Below are 1,486 nucleotides of genomic sequence, written 5' to 3'. Positions count from 1 at the left end.
CCAGCCACAGCAGGTTGTTGCGGAAGGTCACCAGCATGAACGGCTCGGTGAACACCGTCACGTAGTTGGCCAGACCGACGAAAATGCTGCCGTCCCGGTTGAACAGGCTGGAGTAGAAGGTTCGAACCATCGGCAAGGCGACGAAGTAGCCGACCATGGCCACGCCGGGAACGATGAACGGCAATGGCTGCAGCCGTCGTTCCCATCTGGGCGGCAGCTCCCGCAGGATGGCATCGACAGCGCGGTAGAGGATGGCGATTGCGACGGCGGCGCCGAGGACGGCCAGAACGGCAACGAGAAGACGCGGCAGTTGACTGTCGCGAACGAGGAAGAAGCCGAACCAGATCATCAACAGGGCAGCAGCGGCGACGGCGGGAGCGGCGACAAGCCGCAATGCTCCGCCCGGGCGTCCTCGCCCGAATGCGCTCGTCATCTCCGACATCGGGAACCTCGTCAGGCAAACCCACGCTGTCGTGGGGATGATTGACGCGGGACCTGATGGTCCCGCGCCGTTGGTCGCGGTGAGGCTTGAACTGATCGGGGATCAGTTCTTCGGCCAGGATGCGTCGATGTTCTTGAGGGCGGTGTCGAGGTCTTCCGAGCCGCTGATCCAGGCAGTCATTTCCTTCCAGAACGAGCCGGCTCCGACTTCGCCCGGCATCAGGTCCGAGCCGTCGAAGCGGACGGCCGTTGCGTTGGCCAGGATTTCGGCAGCTCCCCGATCGATGTCGTTGCCGTACCAGTCGAGCTTCGCATCGCTGTGCGGCGACACGGTGCCGCCGGACGCAAGCCAGCTCTTGAGATGCTCGCCACGGGCGAACCAGGCCATGACCGCGCGAACTTCCGGCCGATCGTTGAACATCGACCAGATGTCGCCGCCGACAAGCACCGGCTTGCCATAGGCGGGATCAATCCCCGGCAGATAGAAGAAGCTGTAGTCGACGCCCGGCTTCAGGTCGCGGTCCTTGGGGAAGAAGCTGGTGATGAAGTTGCCCTGCTTGTGCAGCCAGCACTTCGGGGGATCGGCGAACATCGGAGCGGGTGCGTCGCCGAACGATGTCGAGACGATGGCCTTGGTGCCGCCGTAGACCATGCCCTCGCCAAGGAAGATCGCGCCGACCTGCTCGGCCGCCTTCTTCACCTGGGGCGAGGAGAACTTGAGCTCGCCGCTGGTCCAGGCGTCGTAGTCCGTCACGGAGGCGGTGCGCAGCATCATCTCTTCCAGCCAGTCGGTTGCCGGCCAACCGGTCGCCGCCCCGGACTCGATGCCGATGCACCACGGCGTGTCGCCATCGTCGATGATCTGCTTTTCAAGCGCGACCATCTCGTCCCAGTTGGTCGGAACCTTGTAGCCCGCTTCTTCGAAAGGCTTCTTGGGATACCAGACCAGGCTCTTGACGTTGACGCGCTCCCAGATGCCGACGAGGGTCGGCTTGCCGTCCGGACCGGGCTTGGTGCCCATGTCGAGCCAGCTCGGCTGATACTG

At 64.0% G+C, this 1,486-nt stretch carries 1 protein-coding gene and 1 pseudogene; both read right to left on the bottom strand.

Annotated features, from left to right (window positions below; all coding sequences use genetic code 11):
* Positions 1-394: pseudogene (locus tag H512_RS0120095) on the bottom strand (hypothetical protein); the annotation flags it as partial.
* A 150-nt stretch (positions 395-544) separates the two neighbouring features.
* Positions 545-1,486 (bottom strand): ABC transporter substrate-binding protein (locus H512_RS0120090; protein WP_026784920.1); only part of this gene is annotated, 942 nt, incomplete at its 5' end.

It is taken from the genome of Pleomorphomonas koreensis DSM 23070 (assembly GCF_000425185.1).
Classification (GTDB): Bacteria; Pseudomonadota; Alphaproteobacteria; order Rhizobiales; family Pleomorphomonadaceae; genus Pleomorphomonas; species Pleomorphomonas koreensis.
This window is presented reverse-complemented; position numbering and strand designations above follow the sequence as displayed.